At 61.3% G+C, this 20525-nt stretch carries 20 protein-coding genes and 1 pseudogene; 7 read left to right on the forward strand and 14 right to left on the reverse strand.

Annotation, left to right across the window (positions count from 1 at the left end; genetic code table 11):
* Positions 1–31: 31 nt before the first annotated feature.
* Complete coding sequence (locus U4Y88_RS02415) at positions 32–280, forward strand: hypothetical protein (protein ID WP_321781960.1); 249 nt, start codon at positions 32–34, stop codon at positions 278–280.
* Between the two features lie 25 nt (positions 281–305).
* Here the strand turns inward: U4Y88_RS02415 and U4Y88_RS02420 are convergent, their stop codons facing one another.
* The 13 genes from U4Y88_RS02420 to U4Y88_RS02480 all read right to left on the reverse strand — a co-directional run bounded on the left by U4Y88_RS02420 (position 306) and on the right by U4Y88_RS02480 (position 10440).
* Positions 306–866: a DNA-binding protein gene (locus U4Y88_RS02420; protein ID WP_321781962.1), complete on the reverse strand. Its 561-nt coding sequence runs from the start codon at positions 864–866 to the stop codon at positions 306–308.
* A 64-nt stretch (positions 867–930) separates the two neighbouring features.
* Positions 931–1260, reverse strand: a complete 330-nt coding sequence (locus tag U4Y88_RS02425) for a DHCW motif cupin fold protein (protein ID WP_321781964.1) — start codon at positions 1258–1260, stop codon at positions 931–933.
* Positions 1261–1417: 157 nt separating this feature from the next.
* The gene (locus U4Y88_RS02430; protein ID WP_321781966.1) at positions 1418–2419 is read right to left on the reverse strand and encodes an aliphatic sulfonate ABC transporter substrate-binding protein; all 1002 of its coding nucleotides are present in this window, start codon (positions 2417–2419) and stop codon (positions 1418–1420) included.
* Between the two features lie 118 nt (positions 2420–2537).
* Positions 2538–3383, reverse strand: a complete 846-nt coding sequence (locus tag U4Y88_RS02435; protein WP_415774381.1) for an ABC transporter permease — start codon at positions 3381–3383, stop codon at positions 2538–2540.
* On the reverse strand, positions 3376–4566 hold the full coding sequence (locus U4Y88_RS02440) for an ABC transporter substrate-binding protein (RefSeq protein WP_321781968.1): 1191 nt from the start codon (positions 4564–4566) through the stop codon (positions 3376–3378). The genes U4Y88_RS02435 and U4Y88_RS02440 overlap by 8 nt, the downstream gene beginning before the upstream one ends.
* 90 nt (positions 4567–4656) lie before the next feature.
* Positions 4657–5502 (reverse strand): ABC transporter ATP-binding protein, encoded by an 846-nt coding sequence (locus U4Y88_RS02445; RefSeq protein ID WP_321781970.1) that lies wholly within the window; start codon positions 5500–5502, stop codon positions 4657–4659.
* The gene (locus U4Y88_RS02450) at positions 5499–6614 is read right to left on the reverse strand and encodes an acyl-CoA dehydrogenase family protein (RefSeq protein ID WP_321781971.1); all 1116 of its coding nucleotides are present in this window, start codon (positions 6612–6614) and stop codon (positions 5499–5501) included. Before U4Y88_RS02450 ends, U4Y88_RS02445 begins: the two co-directional genes overlap by 4 nt.
* Positions 6611–7210, reverse strand: a complete 600-nt coding sequence (locus U4Y88_RS02455) for a carboxymuconolactone decarboxylase family protein (protein WP_321781973.1) — start codon at positions 7208–7210, stop codon at positions 6611–6613. Before U4Y88_RS02455 ends, U4Y88_RS02450 begins: the two co-directional genes overlap by 4 nt.
* A gap of 228 nt (positions 7211–7438) precedes the next feature.
* Positions 7439–8404 (reverse strand): AraC family transcriptional regulator, encoded by a 966-nt coding sequence (locus tag U4Y88_RS02460; protein ID WP_321781975.1) that lies wholly within the window; start codon positions 8402–8404, stop codon positions 7439–7441.
* 362 nt (positions 8405–8766) lie between these two features.
* A complete protein-coding gene (locus U4Y88_RS02465; protein ID WP_321781977.1) occupies positions 8767–9237 on the reverse strand; it encodes a type II secretion system protein in 471 nt (156 codons plus the stop codon).
* A complete protein-coding gene (locus U4Y88_RS02470; RefSeq protein WP_321781979.1) occupies positions 9231–9614 on the reverse strand; it encodes a prepilin-type N-terminal cleavage/methylation domain-containing protein in 384 nt (127 codons plus the stop codon). The genes U4Y88_RS02465 and U4Y88_RS02470 overlap by 7 nt, the downstream gene beginning before the upstream one ends.
* A gap of 8 nt (positions 9615–9622) precedes the next feature.
* Positions 9623–10105, reverse strand: a complete 483-nt coding sequence (locus U4Y88_RS02475) for a type II secretion system protein (RefSeq protein WP_321781981.1) — start codon at positions 10103–10105, stop codon at positions 9623–9625.
* The gene (locus U4Y88_RS02480; RefSeq protein ID WP_321781983.1) at positions 10102–10440 is read right to left on the reverse strand and encodes a hypothetical protein; all 339 of its coding nucleotides are present in this window, start codon (positions 10438–10440) and stop codon (positions 10102–10104) included. Before U4Y88_RS02480 ends, U4Y88_RS02475 begins: the two co-directional genes overlap by 4 nt.
* A 474-nt stretch (positions 10441–10914) precedes the next feature.
* Between U4Y88_RS02480 and U4Y88_RS02485 the strand changes: the two are divergent.
* Both U4Y88_RS02485 and U4Y88_RS02490 read left to right on the forward strand, forming a co-directional pair.
* Positions 10915–11365, forward strand: a pseudogene (locus U4Y88_RS02485) (IS5/IS1182 family transposase); the annotation flags it as partial.
* A gap of 302 nt (positions 11366–11667) precedes the next feature.
* Complete coding sequence (locus tag U4Y88_RS02490; protein WP_321781985.1) at positions 11668–12624, forward strand: GlxA family transcriptional regulator; 957 nt, start codon at positions 11668–11670, stop codon at positions 12622–12624.
* Positions 12625–14067: 1443 nt separating this feature from the next.
* On the opposite strand, the gene U4Y88_RS02495 is transcribed toward U4Y88_RS02490, so the two are convergent.
* A complete protein-coding gene (locus U4Y88_RS02495; RefSeq protein WP_321781987.1) occupies positions 14068–14442 on the reverse strand; it encodes a hypothetical protein in 375 nt (124 codons plus the stop codon).
* Positions 14443–15427: 985 nt separating this feature from the next.
* Between U4Y88_RS02495 and U4Y88_RS02500 the strand changes: the two genes are divergently transcribed.
* From U4Y88_RS02500 to U4Y88_RS02515, 4 genes are all read left to right on the forward strand, one after another.
* Positions 15428–16621: a polysaccharide biosynthesis/export family protein gene (locus tag U4Y88_RS02500; protein WP_321781989.1), complete on the forward strand. Its 1194-nt coding sequence runs from the start codon at positions 15428–15430 to the stop codon at positions 16619–16621.
* A 46-nt stretch (positions 16622–16667) separates the two neighbouring features.
* The gene (locus U4Y88_RS02505) at positions 16668–17636 is read left to right on the forward strand and encodes a UDP-glucose dehydrogenase family protein (protein WP_321781991.1); all 969 of its coding nucleotides are present in this window, start codon (positions 16668–16670) and stop codon (positions 17634–17636) included.
* On the forward strand, positions 17633–18073 hold the full coding sequence (locus U4Y88_RS02510; RefSeq protein ID WP_321781993.1) for a low molecular weight protein-tyrosine-phosphatase: 441 nt from the start codon (positions 17633–17635) through the stop codon (positions 18071–18073). The genes U4Y88_RS02505 and U4Y88_RS02510 overlap by 4 nt, the downstream gene beginning before the upstream one ends.
* Before the next feature lie 82 nt (positions 18074–18155).
* On the forward strand, positions 18156–20420 hold the full coding sequence (locus U4Y88_RS02515; protein WP_321781995.1) for a polysaccharide biosynthesis tyrosine autokinase: 2265 nt from the start codon (positions 18156–18158) through the stop codon (positions 20418–20420).
* Positions 20421–20525 lie beyond the last annotated feature (105 nt).

A 20525-nucleotide genomic window follows, 5' to 3' on the forward strand; every position in this document is an offset into this window, starting at 1 on the left:
AGTTCGCCTGCCGGATGCCGAAAATCCGGGCATGACGCACGATTCATCCCAACTTCCCGAGGACGATCCCATCTGGGCTGAAGCACGCGCCCTTGAGGCCAGCATTCGCGCGATCCGGCGGGCTCAGGGCAAGAAAAATCCTGAGGATTTCCCGGCCGGCAGCGACGCGTGTCTCGATGCGATGGAGGCGTTCGTCCGCGACGTCCAGCGCGTGCTGGTGCTCTACGCCGAGCAGCCCGATCAGGACGACGACCTGTTCGGCGCGGGCGCGGCCGGATAGGCGCGCCGGCCGCCGCTGAGCCTCGTCAGCCCTCTGAGGGCGCGGCCGCGCGAGCGGCCAGCACCGCCTGCGTCTGGTCGAGCACGAACGCGAAAACGTTTTCGAGCGCGGCGACGATGCGCGTGCCGGGCGGCGCGCCCTCGAAAGCCGCTTCGGGGCCGACGCAGATCAGCGGCTTGCCGAAGCGCGTCGCCAGCCGGATTTCATCGAGCGTGCCCGGGCCGCCGGGCAGCGCCACCACGACGTCGCTCGTCAGCACGTTCACGTAATTGCGGTTCAGCGCGTCGTCGGGCGCGTCGGCGAGCTTGCGCGGCAGCGGCGTCAGGATCGGCAGGTCGATATAGGGATTCGGATAGCCCGCGAGCGGCGCGAAACCCTGCACGGGATGCGCTTCGCTCGGCATGATGCCGATCGAGCGGCCCTTGCGTCCGGGCGTGGTCGCGAACGCGCGCGCCGTCGACAGCATCACGCCCAGCCCCGCGCCGGTCAGCAGGTCGAAACCCTGCCCGGCGATCCAGTGTCCCAGCGGGACCGACAGTTCCGGCCACTCGGTCTTGCCGGAACCCATGACGCCAACGATTGCCACCGCGCTCCTCCTGTCCGTGATTGTGCGTAATGTGCTGATGGACCGGATTTTACGTGGGCGCGAGTCAATCGACCACGAACAGCGTCGCCCCTTTCGGCGACAACGAGCGGTGCGGTTCGGCGTCGTCGGCGACCTGGTAGCTCATGCCGGGCGTCAAGACGAAGCGGCGTCCGTCCGCGAGTTCCGTCTCCAGTTCGCCCGCCACGCACAGCAGCACGTGGCCCTTCGTGCACCAGTGATCGGCGACATAACCCGGGCTGTATTCGACGAAACGCACGCGGATCGCGCCGAACTGGCGCGTGCGCCACGACGCGCTGCCGTGCTCGCCCGCGTGGAGCGTCGGCTCCACGGTGTCCCAGTTCGTGATGCCAAACGGTACGGCGTCGATGCGCATGCGGGCTCCGGTTCGATCGATGAAGCATCGACCTTACCGATCCGGCAGCGCGAGCGTCAGATGCAGCCCGCGCGGATTTGAACCGATACAGGCGTTATGCGGCGACGTTTTGGGCCAACGCTTTGAAACAACGCTTTGAAACAACATCAAGCGCCGGTTACGCCCCAATCGTCACCGCGCGCTTGCCGCTGAAATCCCAGCGCTGCGCGTGCGAGGTGTCGACGGCGGCGGGCAGGAGACGGGCCGCGAGGAAGGTATCGGCGATCTTCTGCTGCTCGCCGAAATTCGCCGCTTCGACCGGGCGCACGAGGTAGCTGCGGCGCGCGTTGGCGCGCTCGATCGTGGCGGCGTCGAGGCCCCAGACCGGCGCGAGCAGACGCGCGGCGTCCTGCGGCGACTTGCGCACCCAGTCGCCCGCCTCGCGCAGTTGCGCGAACACGGCGGCGAGCACGTCCGGGCGCGCTTCGGCGTAGCGCGTCGAGGCCAGATAGTAGCGCTGGTACGAGGCGAGCCCGTTGCCGTCCGCGAGAATGCGCACGTCGGCCTGCTGATCGACCGACGCCACATACGGATCCCAGGTCACCCACGCATCGACGCTGCCGCGCTCGAAGGCGGCGCGCCCATCGGCGGGCGTGAGGTAGTGGATGCGCGCGGCGTCCGGCGGCACGCCCGCTTTCGCGAGCGCCGCGAGCAGCAGGTAATGGCTGCCCGCCGCCTTGGTCACGGCGATGTCCTTGCCCCGCAGATCGGCGGCCGTGTGCAGCGCGCCCGCGCGCTTGACGATGATCGCCTGCGCGCCCGGCGAGGGCGCTTCCTGGGCGAGATAGACGAAGCGCGCGTGGGCGGCCTGGGCGAAGATCGGCACGGTGTCGGCGACGTCGGCGCTGAGGTCGATCGCTTCGGCGTTGAGCGCCTCGGTGAGCGGCAGGCCGCTGGCGAACTCGCTCCAGCTCACGTTCACGCCGAGCGGCGCGAGCGCCGTTTCGAGCGTGCCTTGCGTCTTGAGCACGGTGATCAGCGTCGACGACTTCTGATAGCCGATGCGCACGGTCGATGTCGCCGCCGTTGCTGCCGCCGCGAAACCGGGCCGCGCGAGCAGCGCGCCCGCGCCGAGCATCGAGGCGTTGAAGAGAAAACGTCGGCGGGTACTCGAAAACATGGCGGGTCCGTGAGGTTGCGTCGCGTTGAGCGGCGTTGAGCAAAACGAGCACTCTAAAACCCGCACCGCCGCGCACCAACCAAGCAATGCTGATAAGCATCGAAGCGCGCCGCCGTGTTCAGTCGCGTTCGCGCACCGCGCCAAAGCGCTGATAAACCCCACGCGCCGCCGTATCGAGCGCAAAGCCCAGCGCGCCGATCACGAGCACGACCGCCATCAGTTCGGAATAGGCGAGCCGGTCGCGGCAATCGAGAATCAGAAAGCCGAGCCCGGAATTCACGCCGAGCATTTCCGCGGGCACCAGCACGATCCACAGAATGCCGATGGCGAGCCGCACGCCGGTCAGCACATGCGCGGCGATGCCGGGTACGTAAATGTGCCAGAGCATTTCGGCGCGCGTGGCGGCCAGACTCTCGCCGAGCTGGACCCAGCGCGTGTCGATCTGCTGCACGCCCGCCGCCGTGCTGATGACGATGGGCCAGACGGCCGCGAAGGTCAGCAGGAAATACACGGGCGGGTCGCCGACGCCGAGCGACATCACGGCGATCGGCATCCACGCGAGCGGCGAGATCATGCGCAGGAATTGCAGCGCGGGCGACAGCGCGGTTTCGAGCGCCTTGAAGCGGCCGATCAGAAAGCCGAGCGGCACGCCGAACAGCATCGCCCACGCGAGCCCCACGCCGATCCTGCGCAGACTCGCGCCGATATGCGTGAACAGCTGATCCTCGCCGATCAATGCGGGAAACGTGCGCCATGCGGCGAGCGGCCCGAACTGCGCGGCCAGCGCGCTGTGACGCGAGACCAGCGCCACGCCGATCCACCACGCGAGCACGATGGCCGCGAGTCCGCTGACGCCGAGCAGCACGCGCGCCGCGCGCTGGCGCAGGCGGCTGGCGGGCTTGTTTGCGGCTAGGGCGATGTGTGCGGCATCGCGCTCGCCCGATGTATCGCTGAGGCTAGACAACGATGGTCTCCGTGCGCGCGTAGGTGTCGGGCAGGCCGAAAGTCTTCATGCCGCCCACGGCGTCGATGCTCTTTTTCACGAAGCGGTCGTCCACGAGATCGCGTGCGACGAAGGCCGGATCGAGCGCGGCGAGAAACTGCCCGTTGCCTTGCAGTTGCGTGGTCTTGAGCCGCCGCACGAGTTCCTCGGTGTAGGCCGGATACGGATAGGGCTGAAAGTCGATGCGCTTCTCGTGCCAGTCGGCGTGGACGATCGCGCGGTCGGCGAGATAGCGGCCTTCGTCGGCGGGCGAGGGCGCGAGCACGGTTTGCAGAATGCCCGCCGCGTGCGGCGTATAGCGGTTCGGCCCACTCTTCGACAACAATTGCGCCGCTTCCTGCGGATGCGCGCGCGTCCAGGCCTGGGCCTTGACGATGCCGTCGACCACCTTTTGCGACCACTCGGGCCGTCCGCTCAAATCGCGCTCGTGCATGAAGACGACGCAGCAGGCGTGATCGCGCCAGACGTCGCCGGTGAAACGCAGCACCTTGCCGACCTTCAGCGCTTCGGCGGCCGCGTTGAACGGCTCGGCGACGATGAAACCCGCGATCTGCTTCGCGGCGAGCGCGGGCGGCATGTCCGACGGCGCCATCACGACGAGCCGCACTTCGTTGGGCTTGAGCGCGCCGTCCTGCGTCAGCACCGGCGTGAGGCCCTGCGCGCGCAGCATGTCCTGCACCACGACGTTGTGAATCGAATACCAGAACGGCACGGCCACGGTCTTGCCGCCGAGATCCTTGATCTGCCCGATCTCGGGCGCGACCGTCAGCGCCGAGCCGTTCACGTGATTCCACGCGACCACTTTTGCGCTTGCGTGGCTGCCGTAGCGCGCCCAGATCGTCATCGGCGCGAGCAGGTGGACGACGTTGACCTGGCCGGACAGAAACGCCTCGACGAGCTGCGCCCAGCTACGCAGCAGCGTCGGCTTTTCGACCTTGAGGCCCGCCTGCTCGAAATAGCCGTTGTTGTGCGCGACGAGCAGCGGCGCGGCATCGGTGATCGGCAGATAGCCGATGCGCAGCGGCGCGTCGGGCTCGACGGCCGCGCGTGCCGTGGCGGCGCCCAGCAGCGGCGCCGCGCCCGCGACGGTGAACATCGAGGCGAGCTTGAGCCACTCGCGGCGGGTCATGGGGAGCTGGCACATGCGGTGGTCTTCCTCTTGTGGTGGGGCGTTGCAGTGAGTCGATGCAGTGAGTCGGTGCAGTGATTCGGTGCAGTGAATCGATGCGGTGATTCAGGCCGGCAGCGGCGCGTGATCCGCGTTTGCGTGACGCGCGGCGTGGATCGTCGAATGGATGCTTGCGTGCAGCGCGCCGACGAGCCGCACGCGCAGCGCGCCGAGCGCTTCGACCTGGTCCGCGCGCGGCTCGGGCAGCGCGACGCGAAGATCGAGCGCGATGCCGTCCGGGCCGAGCACGGCGACGCGGTCGGACACCAGCAGCGCTTCGTCGATGTCGTGCGTGACGAGCAGCGTCGCCGCGCCGCTTTCGCGCACGACGCGCACGAGCAGGCGCTGCATGTCGGCGCGCGTGACTTCGTCGAGCGCGCCGAACGGTTCGTCGAGCAGCAGCGTGCGCGGCGCGCGCGCGAGCGAACGCGCCAGCGCGGCGCGCTGCGCCATGCCGCCCGACAACTGGCGCGGCGCGAAATGCGCGGCGTGCGCGAGCCCGACGGCCTGAAGCGCGGCCCGCACGCGCGCATCGCGTTCGCGGCGCGCGAGCTTCGGCTGCTTGCGAAAACCGAGGCCGAAGGCCACGTTGCGCTCAACCGAGAGCCACGGCAGCAGACAGGCGTCCTGAAACGCGAGCGCGACGTCGGGGTGCGGACCGTCGAGCGGCGCGCCATCGACGTGAATGCTGCCCGCGTGCGGCGCGATCAGGCCCGCCGCGACGCGCAGCAGCGTCGACTTGCCCGCGCCGCTCGCGCCGATGATCGAGACGAGTTCGCCGGGCGCGACGTCGAGATCGACGTTGGCGAGCACGCTGCGCTGCTGGCGGCGCAGGCCGACGCCGCGCAGTCGCAGACGCGGCGTTCCCTGCGGCGCGCCGACGTCGCCGTTCATGGCGTTCGCGCCGTTCATGCGGCCTCGCTGCGCCGTTGCTGCGCGAGTTGCGACTTCAGTTGCACGAGGCTCGGCGTGACGATCGGCACGAAGGCGGCTTCGCGGCTGCGGCGCGCGGTGTCGTTCGGCGTGGCGCGCGTGGCGTGCGAGCGCAGATAGCCGCGTCCGCCCGCGGCCTGTACGTCGAGCCGCGCGGCGGCGTCCACGACGGCGGCGAGGCCGATGCGCAACTCGAACTGCGCGGCGGGCGCGGCGACGAACGCGCCGCTCGTCACGCCGGCGTAGAGGCGCGCGGCGAGGGCGTCGAGTTCGTGACGCAGCGCGGTGGCGTCGTCGATCAGCGCGGCGCGCACGGCCGGGCTGCTTGCGTCCACGGCATCGAGCGCGCGGCGCGCGAGCCCGATCGACATGCCGCATTGCAGGCCGAGGAAGGCCGGGCGAGCGCGGGCGAGAAAGGCGCGCGCATCGGCGTCGATCAGCCAGGAGGCGTCGAGTTGCGCGCCGTCGAGCGTGAGCGCCGCCGTGTTGCTGCCGCGCAGCGCGATCAGGTCGAGGTCATCGCTGCGCGCGACGCCGGGCGCATCGTGCGGCAGCGCGAAGATCGCGGGCGGTGCGCCGTCGTGACGATCGAACGCCGCCGCGACCACGAAGCCCTCGCGGCGCAGATTGGTGATCCACGGCAACGCGCCGTCGAGTGCGAAGCGCGTCTGCGCGGCGTCGAGCGGCGCGGCGCGCATCTGCAGCGGCTCGATCGCGCTGAGGTATTTCATCGCGTTCGAGAGGCCGGTCGCGCCTGCATGTTCGCCCGCGAGCAGGGCGGGCAGCCAGCGCGCGCGCAACGCGGCGTTCGCGCTTTGCAGCAGATATTCGATGAAGGTGCGCTGGCCCCAGAACACGAACGCGCTCGCGAGCGAACGGCGCGCGACGGCGGCGATCGCCTCGATGGCATCGACGGTCGTGCCGCCCGTACCGCCGAACGCCTGCTCAACGCCGATGCGGAACAGTCCGGCGCGGCCCAGGCGCGGCACGACCTCGGCCGCGTGCGTGCTGTCCGTATCGAGCGATTCGGCGTGCGCGTCGAGCCAGGCGGCGAGATCGGCGGGCAGCGTGAGCTCGGCGGGACGTGTCATGCGCTGTGCTCCGTGGCGGGTGTCGATTGGCCGGGCAGATAGTCGTGCGCGTTCCAGCGATAGCCCGCGAGTTGCGGATTGAGTTCGTTCTGCGCGAAGTTATTGGCGAAGTTGCAGAGCGTGGCGAGGCTCACGCCGAGGATCACTTCGAGCGCGTTCGCGTCGCTGAAACCGGCGGAGGTGAAGGCGGCGCGCGCCGCATCGGCGACCGCGCCGCGCGTGGCGATCACTTCGCGCGTGAAGTCGGCCACGGCGTCCAGACGCGCGTCGCCGCTCGGGCGGCCCGTGCGCAGCGCGTCGACCACGGGCGCGGCCAGTTGCGCCTTTTTCAACGCGACGGCCGTGTGGCCCGCGACGCAGAAGCCGCAGCCGTGAATCGCGGCGGCGGTGATCTGCACGGCTTCGCGCTCGGCGAGCGTGAGGCCGCTGCGGCCATTGATTTCGGCGACGCTCAGATAGGTTTCGAGCGCGACCGGCGCATTCGCGAGCGAGGCGACGAGGTTCGGCAGGAAGCCGTTCGCGGCGAGCGAACGCTCGAGGAAAGGGCGGCTCGCCTCGGGGGCGCTTTCGACGGTGTGCAGCGGCAGACGGCTCATTTCGGTTCCTCGCGGACAGGCGGATATAGGCGGAAATCGGCAGCGACAGGCGGATCGGTAGGGCGACCGGCTTGCATACCGATGTACAGATCGATGCGCCGATTGTGGGCGCCGCACGGGGCGCGGACAATGCGCCGCTGTCCGCGATTCATGCGCGATTGTCTTGCTTGGCGCTGTGCGTTCGCGGTGGGTCGGGCGTGCGTTCGGCGTGTTTCGAAGTGAGTCCGCTCAGTGCAGCACGGCAAGCGCCGCGTCGCCCGCGGCCGCGCGACGCCACGCGCCGGGCTGCACGCCGGTCACGCGCTTGAAGGCCTGCGCGAACGCCGATTCGGACTGGTAGCCCACCTGCTCGGCGGCATCGGGCATGCTCGTGCCGGTGCTCAGCATCGACGCCGCGAGCTTCATGCGCACGAGCGTGAGGAACTGCGCGGGCGGCTGACCGCAGAGATCGGCGAACTGCTTGCAGAAACGCGCGCGAGACATGTGCGCGAAATCGGCCATGCTCGCCGTGGTCCAGCGCTTGCCCGGCTCGGCGACGATCGCCGCCACCAGCGGCGCGAACGCCGGACGACGCAGCAGCGCCCAGAAGCAGGGCGTGAGTTCGTCGTTCGAATCGAGCGCGCGCAGCGTGTAGAGAAACAGCAGGCTCGTCAGGCGAGCGATCAAGGGCGAGGGCGTGTGCGGATCGAGATGCGCCTCGGCGCGGATCAACTCGAAGATCTGGCGCGCGCCGTGCAGCGCGGGTTGATCGTGGCGCGCGATCACGTGATCGGGCAACAGCAGGTCGAGCATCAGGCTGTCGAGACCGGACTTGAACTCGAAGAAGCCGCACGCGAGACCGAGGCTATCGGGCACGGGCAGGCTCGCCGTGTCGAGCGGCGTCATCGTGCCGTGGCGCGCGCGCTCCTGGCCCGCTTCGGGCGGCAGCGCGTGCGGCGACAGGCAGTGCGTGACATCGTCGAGCAGGAACACGGCGTCGCCGGCCACGAGCGCCACGCTGCGCGCCGGGCGGCCCGCCCGCGCCGGAAGATGCAGCCAGCAGCGGCCATGCAGGACGAGGTGGAAGCTGGCGCGGCGATGGCCGCTCGTCGAAGCCTGCCACGCGCCGCAATACTGGCCGACGTGAAACAGCGTGCTGGTGACTTCGAGGCCTTCGATCAGCCAGGAGGAAAACGCATCGACTTGGGACGGCATGGAATCGGAACGGTAAAAGCGTGCGCGGACGTTGCGCACGGTCTCTCACCATAATGCGTTTTGGCTCGGGGCCTACGAAGTTATTGTTCGATGCTTATGGGGGATTGGGGATTGGTTTTGCGCGGTGCGGTGAGGTTAGTTTAGGTTGGGTTAGTCGCTACGCGTCGGCGATGTTGATGGTCATGTCCGCGACGTATCCGGCAAAATTCGTCGGGTTGTTCGAGCATCATCGTGTGGACGTTCCATGGTTGCTGGCGGGTTCCGATACGTTTTACTTCTATCTCGATCGCATTTTCATGGTTGGCAGGAAGCATGTGGCCGTCAGTAACGCGTCACGTTACCGTCTGGCATTGGCAACGCGCTCAAGGAGCGATGCCGAATTCCCATTCACGATAAGTCTTCGCGTTCATGAATTGCTGCTCGTCGGCATTAAAGCCGGCGATCTTGACGGGTGTTCGAGGCGATGTGCTGCGTACTGCCCTGATGCCTCCCTCTGCGGCCGTGATGGTTTCAAATGGCTCGCCCGTGACCGGATCTCGGTAAAGCTGCCGCAGATAACGCCTTGTCACCGGGTAACGTGGATCGCGCAACAGATCCTGAAGTCGTTCTGGATAAGGGTTAGACCCGACGGGCGTACTCTCATGGTATTGCCGGATCGCCTCTCCATACAGGCCTCCCACGTATAGTAATTCGGCTTCGCGCATACGCTGGTTCACTATGGACATACGCTGGACGAGTTTTCCCACGCCAAGCGAAATGACCAGCACGAGCATCAGCGCCCAAAGGTGCGCTACGCCCTGCTGGCGCTTTCGATTGCTGTAGGTACTCACCACGCGCTGTACTCCGTACCGTCGGGTGCGTTGCCTTTCGCGCCACTCTTCACGTCGACAAGCGTCTTTTCGTCTCCGTCCTTGCCTTCGACAGGAATCCACGTATCAGAGCGATTCGTTAGAGGATCAACTGGCAGTGCGCGTAGATATCTGTGTTCCACGAGCGCCGTCAATTTGTCAGGGTAGTGGCCGTTGTCGCTGTAGTAGTCGTCCAGCGCCCGGCGCAAGACTGCAAGATCTGCTTTGAGTGCGGCTTCTCTGGCGCGATCGGTTTGATGGACATAGCGTGGCGCAACAATCGAGAGGAGTGTGGCCACGATTGCCAACACGACGAGCAACTCGATCAGTGTGAAGCCTCGGTGCAAAGTTCGTTGATCCATGGTCAGTTTCACCATTGCCGATACAGTATGCCGTTGCTCCCGGCCTTCGCACTCAGGGAATGGATGTCGTATACGTCATCACCTTCTTCCGGATTATCGGCGTCGCTCGCGTAACTACGCTTGCCCCAGGTTTCTGCAGCGGGAACAGCGGAATCGCTCATCGGATCACGAGGGATCCGCCGGAGGAAATAGATCTTTTTCCCGTGCGGATCACGCTGGTTTTTTACGCCGTCGACGAGTTCCTGCAGGGAGTTGGGATAGCCGGTTGAATCGACCGAGCGAGCAATCAGACCTTCATCACCTGCGCGCTTGTACCGATCAATCGCTGTGCGAATCTCCCGTAATGCGTCCTTCAGTTCGCGTTCCTTTTCCCGCTCGATATGTAATTTGGCAAATGGCGCGGCGATCGACGCAATGATTGCCACCAGGGCGACGGTTACGATCATCTCGATCAATGTGAAGCCGGAGGAGCGGCGGCGATATTTCATCATTGCGATATCGTGATCTGTTTGGGCAATGCGACCGCGCTCCGTATCTGAACCTTGTCCTCCTGTTCGGCCTTGGGATTCTGCAGCGACAGGTTCAATAGTCCTGCGACAGTGTCTTCCGGCTGGAACGTGAGCACGGCGAGCGTCCCTTCCGAAGCGGCCTTTCCGATCGAGATATGGACAATATTGCCGTCCTGTTTTGTCTCGACGACGATGCCATCTTGAGGCACCGCCTTCAGCAGCTTGATGTGCGGCTGGTCGATCACGAGATCGAGTTCAGCCCTCCCGAACGTTCGTCCGCGTGAGAGCAGGTTCCCGCAGTTCGTCGTCGAGGACAAGCAGTTCCGTTAGTGCCCTGCGCCCCCGGTATCCACTGCCACGACAGCGCACACACCCAGCACCTTTCCTCAGGTGATCATTCGTGAGTTGGTCCCGACTGATGCGTGAGTCGCGGAGCATTGCATCGCCAGGCGTGAAGGGGACTGCTTGGCCAAGGCCAGATTCCGATCTACGGCATCAACGCCACGCAGGCGGGAAATTGTCCCGGCCTGAAGGCTGCGATGACTGACGTCTCTATTGAGCACCTTTGGGTGAAGGTCAATATAGGCGGCACGTGGTACCAGTTCGACCCGAGTTACAAGCCTCACGTGGTCAAGTTCGGAGTCGATCTTGGCGTGGCAGCTGGGTACAGCGCAGCGAGTTTTCTGTCCACCGCGAACTCGGGTGCGACCGTTACGCCGGATCAGGTGCGAGGGCTGAACCGCAACGGCACTCGCTCGGAACTGCATCGACTGTCGACCAATCTCGCAACCTGGATACGCAAGAACAAGCCCACTGCAACCATCGGCGATATTGTCGGCGGTAACCGCCCCAGCTCGACAGACGTGGGCAAGCTCGGGTCGAAACGGCACATCGTCGTAGATGCGCGCGGCATTCCGTTGGCCATCACAGTCACGGGTGCCACCGACACGATTCGATGGCATTCGAGCCCACGCGCGATGGCATTCCGGCAGTGTCGGGCCTGCACGGCCAGCCGCGCAAACGCCCTGCCTGCTGTCGACGTTACCTGAAGCATCGGGGTATTGCTGCCCGTATCGGGCCTCGCGCAGTAGAAAGCAAGGAGCGACTCGGACGGCATCGCTGAGTGGTCGAGCGTACGCGTGCCTGGTTCGCCTGTGCGAGCGTTGTCCCGACATTCATGTTGCGTTGCTGTCTTTGGCCGCCGCCGTTATCTGTTTACGCTTCGTCGACGATTTGTGTTAACCGCTCCAGGCGCAGAGAGTATTATATTTATGAGAATTTAGGTGATGTAATATTTTGATTCGGTGAATTACTGTATTTGTGATTTTTGAAAGAAAAAAAGTGCTGAACTTCTAGATGTCATTTGACGCCAAGGTGTTGGCGATTTCCGCCATTTCTGGCTTCAGTGTGCACATTCGTGCAGTAATATTAATCTCGTCATTATCTATATCGCTCAATGTGAGCTGAATTATATTTCCATCGCGGGGTAGCGTGTGGAGTGTCAGAAACAAACCCGAAAAAACAATGTCACGGAGATACATGCGTTGCCGAGTCTGGACGAGGTGAGGTCGATCGGAATACTGCTCTTTAGTGGATTTTCGCTTTCAGAAACGGCAATCATACTGGAGATTTTTCAATCGGCAAATGAACTAACTCAGTCGAAGACCCTCGCCCGTGCCAGGATTCGCTATGACGTCACCCTGCTATCTGTCGCGGGCGGGAGCGTAGACAGTTCTTCGTCCGTGTTTGTGTGGACTGAGCGTGTCGAGAATCATCGCATCGTGGGGGGCTTTCATACATTGTTCGTAGCGGGGGGCGCCGGTGCACCCCAAGCGCTGCGCGACGAACGCCTGATACGCTGGCTGCAACGAGAGGTTTCACTTTGTAACGTAGTGGTTCCTATCGGAAACGGGCGGCTCCTGCTCGATGCTGCAGGCGTAAAACGCTCGATGAGTGGCTGGGACGCGGTTTGCAGTGAAGCGATGAAACCACATCGCCGCGGCAAGGGTGACTTCGGCCTGATGGCAACAGCACCCGTTCGGAAGGCGATTGCACTCATCGAGCAGGACTTGGGCGGGGAGTTCGCGCTTGAAGCTGTTGGGCGAGTACTAGCCGAAAATCCGCCTGCGTCCCTTACCGCAACAATCCACGAGACGGGGGCGGGCGTCGTCAGCGAGCGCATTCATGCCTCAGCGCGATGGATGGAGGAAAATTGCGCGCGTGCGCTTACGATCGAAGAGATTGCGAAGTTCAGCTCAATGAGTGGGCGTAATTTTCTGCGTAGATTTCGAGCTGAGATGGGGGTCACGCCATCGGACTACCTGCTGCGCATTCGCATCAATACATCATGCCGTTTGTTGATCGAGACGGACCTGTCGGTCGACGAAGTTGCACGACACTGTGGGCTGGGCAGTGGAGGATGGCTCTCCAAGCTGTTTCGCAGGCACTTATCGACCACGCCCGGAGAATATCGCGCGAGGATGCGCCATGCTGGCGCCTGAGTACGTGTCAGATGAAACAGCGGCCCGTTAGTCACTGTCATTTCGTGCTGTTAATGTATCCCAATCCTTGTTGAGTGTCGGAGCGGATAATCAGAATTTCTGGCATTCTCAATAGCATCTATTCCGAACGTTGGCGAGTGATATATTGGCACTTAAGGATATTTTTTGCAGCGGTGGCGCGGTTGTGAGGGCGCTCGATGTACTCGGCACGTTGACCCGCGTCCCTCGTGCGATAGATGCTTCCGTTCACGCGCTCCGTTTTCAGGGTGCGAAGCTTCCCGTCGCGGCGTTGTCGCTCCTATGTCAAGTAGCATGGGTCGAATCAGCCAGATCAGGAAAAATGAGCGGATAGAGCTCATGGGCGATTTAGCGCGTCAGAGCGCGGTGCATTTCCTTGTACGACGTACCTTCCTTGGTTTTTCGCTCAAAGTCTGCAACATACGCGTGTCACCCAATGAGCGTAGCCGTGTGCAGTTAGCAACGCATTCGGCAGTCTTTGTCTCCAGAAGACGTTCGCGGATGACCTGCGGCGCGCTTACCACCGAGCCCCACAACTGATTGCTCGCCTGCGTCTTGGCCGTCACGGCGATGCGGCGAGCAATGGAAACAGATCGCATCGTTCGGCCGCACCAGATTGCTCTTTGGGAGTCGTCGTTGCTTTCCGGTGGGGACTGATGGCGCCGCGTTTTCCGCATCGGTGGGATCGGACTTTCCGGGAGAGCGACGCGCAGCCCTCTCAGGGCGATTAACCACCAGCACTTCGATCCCGTGATCGCGTAATAGACGGGCAAGGCCTGCGCCATAGGTCCCGATTCCCTCAACGCCTGCGCGGAGTAGATGGCCAAGAGAATTCGTCCAGGTCAGCAGCCTGGGATTGGAGGGCAGTGTCGCGACGTCTTGGCTCGGGCGCAAGCTTGCCCGACATAGCCCGCAGGAGTGCAGTTTCTGGAGCCATGGCGCATGGTTCACTTCGGACTTACGCCCGGGCGCGTTTTTTCGCGTCGCAGAGGTTGGCGAGAACCACCTCGAAGCGGAGCGCCTTCAAGGGTTCGAACACCGGAATTCAGTAGATGGCCGCCGATTCCATTGCCACCGAGTGATTCCAGGTCTGCTTGCGCCGGACGGCGAGTTCGTAAATCCATTTAGTGAACCTACGAAACGAACGCGCGCGTTCAGAGTCGACCGCGACTACATAAGACTACGCCATGATGTCGGTCGCTGCCGCGTACGAATAAACCACAAAAACTTTGCGCGGCGCCGCTGGCGCGTCGGGGGCTTCGTCACCGGCATATTCGCATCCGACATCAGAAGGCTCAGGTCGAAGCGGGCGGGTAGCTAACTTAAATTCGTCGATAAAGTACCTTCACGTTTTTCGCTCATCCGCGATTGCTTCAGCTAAGCCAATCAAGTCGTGTTGCGTTGCGAGGTATGCGTTGCGTCCTCTCAGCGCGCCCCAATGGCCGGAGGATTCGGATCAGCATGGCGGAACTGAACCTGCGCGTGCTTGACGGCGCGAAGAGATAATGCTGTGCATGCCGCGATATTTCCTTGGCTCTCCCGGATTGTTACTAGGGCTTTTTCCACGTCGCGCCGCCGGTTCACGAGGGCTAATCCGCCAACACTTTGGTTGTATCGGTCAGGCTGATTGTGCCACCTAACGGTGTGGATATGATGCAACGCAACGGAAGCACTCAATAGTTTTTTAGAAACCGTAGTAGCGCTAAGCACGAAAAAGGCAAATTCGCTCAGGGAAAGCTTATGTCTTACGCGGCTTCCAGCAATCAGTTCGACTGAGAAGGGGGAGCGATTGTGCGACATGCGTCTTTTCCTGCGTTAGGCGGTAGCGTAGCGTGCTAGTCGTGGATCAGGTCGTGGACATTCCCGCGCTGGCGGCTGTTAAGCGTGACCTTGGGGGACGAAGCAGCGCGTTAGATTGCAATGCGCGCTGTCGTCAAGTGGTGTGGCAAAGATTTTCAGAGAACGGCCTGTATCGCCTTCGGAGTATCGGGTTACCGTCTCCTGGTCAGGAGGCTGGCGGAGTCTATAGCTCAAGCCGCTGTAGAGCGGTGGCATATCCGGTATTTAAGTCACTTCACGACCACGCCTCGCTGATACTAAATAGGAATGTAATTGTGTCGGATTTAGAAGACTTTAATACGAAAACTGACTAAGTCGACGAGTCCGTTCGGCGCAGCCCCCCAGCTATCCTATAAGCTTGGGCGAATTTCCACAATTCATCAATGACATGAAAAGGCGGGAGCGAGACCGATCGCATTGAGAAGATGGCGAAGAGAATAGAGAGTAATTTATATTATTTGCAGGACTGATCACTTGAACGTGATAGGTTTATCGTGCTCGACACACGATTAAAAAGGGAATTGATGGAGCTAACGTATTGAACTGAGTGCATGGGTCGCGCACCGTCTACCTCATCAAGGCAATACCATTGCGTGCGTACTCGCGTTGGTTAAAGCGGTAGACAGCGAGGGAGGGCAATTGCATATGACGCTCTGCGGCCTAAAGTCTTCCGACCCGCTTGAATGCACAGTGACAATGGGTGGGCAGCATCGACCCGCACAGAATCGACTCTGTCTTATCGCCGGCCGTAGATTGCACTTAGCCGCGTGAACCGCATGAAAGAGCTTGCTCGGTGCGGCCTGTGTTTCGCGATCCTTCTCAGCATGAGAAGAGAGGATTTCGAACACTCTGATGAAACGAAGCGCTGCGTCTGTTTGCTCGCGCAGTATGCAGTCTGATTGCCTGAATACAAACTGGTTGATGGCTTAGTTCATAGGGAAATGAGATGGTCGGCGTGAAGAATGTACGACGCGGGGGGAATTTGAAGTCGATTACCGGGAAGACGGCTATCGAGCGCGCTTTTCGTGACATGGCTGTACCGTTCGCGTGTCTCATGCTTTCGGCGTGCGGCATAGCGCCAGGGATGCGAATGATGGAACCCGCGACGATACCTGTGTCGGACGCTTCTTCGCCTGAAGGGCAGAAGCAAATTGAAGTTCCGATCCAGGAAGTCAACGTCGATCTGATTCGTCGAATGCGCGAGCAATCTGCAAGTGCGACAAATTCCGAGATACTGGCTCTCGTTTCTCAACCGAAGGAGAAATACAACATCGGGCCCGGAGATGTCCTTCAGATTACGGTCTGGGATCACCCTGAGTTCGCCGAGGCACTTGGAGCCCAGCCGACGAATGTCGTGAAGACGGGAGATCCCGCGTCGGGCGTCGTTGTTGATCAGGACGGCAGGGTTCAGTTTCCGTACATCGGCGTGATTGGCGTGAGCGGAATGACGACCGAACAGATTCAGCGGACGCTCACCGAGCGCCTCGCTAGATATTTCACGCACCCTCAAGTGACGGTCCGCATTGCTTCCTTCAGATCGAAGAAAATCTATGTCGACGGCGAGGTGCATGCGCCAGGCGCGGTCTCGTTGACGGATATCCCGATGAACCTCTATGAAGCGGTATCGGGAAGTGGCGGATTTACACCTGCCGCAGACCAGAGCCGCGTCATGCTCGTAAGAAGTGGTGTCACCTACCAGCTCGACTTTTCGAGAATGCTCGAGAAGGGCATCAACCCGTCCGATCTGGTGCTACGGAATGGCGACTTCGTCCGTGTGATGGCCCGTGACGACAACAACATTTTCGTGATGGGTGAGGTCACAAAGCCTGCGATCGCGGTGCCCATGAAAGACGGGCGAATCACGCTAAGCCAGGCGATCGCACAGGCGGGCAGCATCAACTCGAATACGGCAGACGCTGCCCAATTCTATGTCATTCGAGGTTCACTCATTGGTACACCGCAGGTCTATCACCTCAATGCTTCGTCGCCTGTATCAATGGTGCTTGCGACTGAATTTGAGCTCCAACCGAAAGACATTGTGTTTGTTGACGGCAACGGTCTTGTGCGCATCAGCCGCGTCCTGAACCTGTTGCTACCGGCAATCAACGCGGGGCTCGCAGGCGTCTATTACACGAAGTGACGGCTAGTGTCCGACCTTCATCTCATGGCGAACGGAAGATAGAAACATGAAGATCACAGTAATCGGGTCCGGCTACGTTGGCCTTGTCACTGGCGCCTGCCTTGCGGAAGTCGGCAACGACGTCTTGTGCCTTGACGTGAACGAGCGAAAGATTGACAGGCTAAACAACGGCGATGTGCCGATCTACGAGTCCGGTCTTTCAGAGATCATCAAACGGAACGTGGCGGCGTCGCGCCTGCAGTTTTCGTCGAACATCGAGGCGGCAGCAGAACACGGCGAAGTTCAGTTCATCTCCTTCATGAACGAAATCGCTGAGCTTGCGGAGAAGGTCGACGCCGACGTGGAAGACGTACGCCGTGGTATCGGTTCGGATCCGCGCATCGGATACCACTTTCTCTATGCGGGGTGTGGCTACGGTGGATCATGCTTCCCAAAGGATGTTAAGGCTCTTGTACGGATGGCCGCGGACGTTGAAACCGATGCGGTAATTCTGAATTCCGTTGAGCAACGGAACTCAATGCAGAAGGCGTTGCTTGGAGAAAGAGTCATAGCGCGATTCGGGGGCGACCTCAGAAATCGGCGCTTTGCAATCTGGGGACTCGCGTTCAAGCCAAACACCGATGACATGCGCGAGGCACCTAGTCGTCATCTGATCCAGAGTCTTCTCGAGAAAGGCGCAAAGGTGTTTGCCTACGACCCTGTCTCCATGCCAGAAGCCAAAGCAGCGATCGAAGCCGACCTGGAAGGGCAGCCATGGGCAGACAACGTGCGGTACGTCTCGGACAAGATGGACGCACTCGCAAACTCAGACGCCCTGATCGTTTTGATCGAGTGGAAGGAGTTTCGAAGTCAGGACCTGACGCCTGTCCGGAGCTTGCTCAAGCATCCGATCATCTTCGATGGCCGCAACATTTACGAGCTTGGAATGATGGACTCGCTTGGCATCGAGTACTACGGAATTGGCCGAAAGAATGAAGTAGCCAAGGCGCGTGTGTCCACCGCGAGCATGACGTGATCGAATCGATCCTGATTGTCTGCACTGGAAACATTTGCCGTAGCCCCATGGCTGAAGGGTATCTGCGAATGCAATTGCCGATGTTGCGGATCGAATCTGCCGGCGTCGATGCTGTGGTCGGAGGAGCCGCAGACCCATTGGCACAAGTGGCAACGGCCGCTTCAGGTATCGACATCGCATCCCACCGTGCGCGGCAGTTCGAAAGCTGGATGGGCCGCAACTATGACCTGATTCTGGCAATGGAACGATCGCAGAGACTACATATTGAGAAAGTCGCTCCGTTCTCGAGGGGAAAGGTTTTTCTCTTCGGGGCACAGGGAACGGAGATCGAGGATCCATATCGGGGTGGATTGGACAAATTCCAGTTCATCTACTCCCAGATCGAGCAACACGGTGCATTTTGGTTGGGCAAGCTTCGACGCATGGGCATACCTTAGGCCAACACATCGCGTTGTCAACGAATTCGTGGAAGTCTCACGCGCCCATCATTTCCCAAAAAGCTGGTAAGAACCTGAATAAATGAATATTGACCCTCTCAAAGGCCAGCGCGATCAGGATGTCGTCGAGGAGTACTCGTATCCGCTCCTCGACGTGCTTTTCGACCATAAGCGCATGGTTGCGTTGGTGTTTTCGCTCTTCCTGCTAGCAGGTGTCGCTTACGCATTTCTTGCCAAGCCACAGTATCAGGCCGATATCCTGGTTCAAGTGGAGGACAGCCCGCAAGGAACCCTGTCCAAGGGCGTACTTGGGGATGTTTCGTCGCTGTTCGATGTCCAGTCCACGGGCGCAGACGAAACTCAGATCATTCAGTCACGGCGTGTAGTCGCCGCTGCAGTCGATAAGGTCAAACTGTATATCGACGCTACCCCGCGCTACTTTCCGGTGATCGGTTTCTGGATCGCCAAATACCGGACCAGTCACTCCCTGGGCATGTCGGCGCCAGGTCTTCTTGGTTTCGGCGGCTTCGCGTGGGGCAACGAAGACATACAGATCAACCGGTTCGACGTGCCGCAGGTCTACGAGGACGACAAGTTCAAGCTTACCCTGTTGGAGGGAGGCAAGTACACCTTCGACGGAGGAGATCTTGACGAGCCAGTGGTCGGCACGATTGGAAAGGAAGAAGTCATTCGAACGGATGCGGGTCCAATCCGGCTGCTCGTAGAGAGCGTACGCGCGAACCCGGGAACACGGTTCAATCTTTACCGCCATTCGTATCTTGACACAATCCAGAATCTGCAGACGTCAGTTATTGTTCAGCAGTCGGACAAGCAGTCCAACGTGATGTCCGTCTCACTGACCGATACGAATCCAGGGAAGATAACACAGATCGTCAACGCGATCGGGGATGAATATGTGCTCCAGAACGCACAGCGGAAAGCGGCTCAGGCGGCGCAGTCCTTGTCGTTCCTGAATCAGCAGCTACCTGTTCTCCAAAAGAAACTCGAGAAATCCGAACAGCGCTTCACAGACTTCCGCAATCAGCACGGCACCATTGACCTCTCGCAGGAGGCACTGCTCGCGCTACAGCAGTCGTCACAGGACGAAGCGCAAATCGTCGAACTGCAGGCAAAACGAAGCGATCTTCTCCAGCGCTTCGCCTCGGATCACCCGAGCGTCGTCGGGATCGGCAAGCAGATCGATACGCTGCAGGCGGACCAAAAGCGCATTCTCGGAAAAATCAGTACATTGCCGAATCTGCAGCAGGAGGCAGTGCGTCTTCAACTGGAAGTGAATATCGACACGCAGCTTTATGCTTCGCTGCAGAACAGCGCACAGGAACTGCAGCTCGTCCAGGCCGGGGCAACGGGCAATGTACGGGTTGTCGACCGTGCTCTGGAGCCGGAAGTGGCTGTCAAGCCACGCAAAGCACTTGTCATCGCGATCGCTGCCTTGCTGGGGCTGTTATGTGCAATCGCGTCGGCGATCTTGAGTGATCTGTGGTTCGGCGGAATTAACTCTGCTCACGAGATTGAACAGCACACCGGCCTGCACGTTTACGCGTCCGTCTTTCAGTCCCGCAACGAATTCGTGCACGGGCCTGGCGACAAACCTGGCACCTTGGCGGACTTGTATCCGAACGACGTTGCCGTTGAAACGCTGCGCAGCCTGCGAACGGCGTTGCAGTTCGCGTTGCTCGATGCGAAGAATAACCTTGTGCTTATCACCGGCCCCGCTCCATCGATTGGCAAATCGTTCGTTGCAAGTAACCTTGCCGCGCTCATTGCGGCAGGCAGCAGGAAGGTGTTGCTGGTTGACGGCGATATTCGCAACGGGCGTCTGCATGGTGTCTACGGGACGGAACGTGAACGCGGCCTGTCAGAGGTGATTGCCGGCTCTGCACAGCTTGAAGAAGTGATTCGCCGCGATGTATCGAAGAACCTCGACTTGCTGACGACGGGAATCTTGCCCCCAAATCCGTCTGAAGTCCTTGACAGTCCGCGCACGGCTGAATTGCTGAAGCACCTCAATACTGCGTACGACATCGTGATCTTCGATACGGCGCCTGTTCTTGCCGCCGCAGACGCGGAAATGCTGAGCCGCTATGCTGGCACGGTACTCATCGTTGCACGGGCAGGTCTCACCAAGATCGGTGAAATTGTCGAGACGGTACGCCGGCTTCGTCAAGTACCGGCGCATGTTGCAGGAGTCGTGCTGAATGCAGTGAGCACGACCCGTGGCCGCTATCGCTACGGGTCCAAGTACGGTGGCTATCGCTACTACGCCTACGATTATGCGAAGGATAGGGACAAGAGGAAACGTCGAATTTTCTCGTTCATTAAGTGAAATCGGATGTGCCGACCCGGGGGCTGCCTCCTGAATCGATGTGCCCTTCCGGGTCGCGCACCAATAAGGTACTTCTCACCAGGGGATCGCGTTGGGAAAAAATAT

This window comes from Paraburkholderia sp. J94, assembly GCF_905220285.1.
GTDB classification, from domain to species: Bacteria; Pseudomonadota; Gammaproteobacteria; order Burkholderiales; family Burkholderiaceae; genus Paraburkholderia; species Paraburkholderia tropica_A.